This is a genomic window from Curtobacterium sp. MCBA15_008, from assembly GCF_001865065.1.
Taxonomy (GTDB): Bacteria; Actinomycetota; Actinomycetes; order Actinomycetales; family Microbacteriaceae; genus Curtobacterium.
Genome location: NZ_MJGN01000047.1, coordinates 1 through 253, shown reverse-complemented (window position 1 = coordinate 253; position 253 = coordinate 1). Strand labels below are relative to the sequence as shown.

At 55.3% G+C, this 253-nt stretch carries 1 pseudogene; it reads left to right on the top strand.

Features of this window, described 5'->3' with window-relative positions:
• Positions 1-253, top strand: a pseudogene (locus BIU96_RS16275) (endopeptidase La); the annotation flags it as partial.

Genomic DNA, 253 nt, shown 5'->3' with positions numbered 1-253 from the left:
GAGATTATTCGTATTCCCGGGTACACCGAGGACGAGAAGGTCAACATTGCGCTGAAGTATCTGTTGCCCAAGCAGGTCAAGGCCAATGGTCTTCGTAAGAACGAACTCGACATGCCGGAGCAAACGCTTCGTGACCTGATTCGCTACTATACCCGTGAGGCCGGCGTACGCGGCCTTGAGCGTGAGATCGCCAAGATCTGCCGCAAAGTGGTGCGGGATCACGTTGAAAGCGGTGACAAGGCCTCTGTGACTG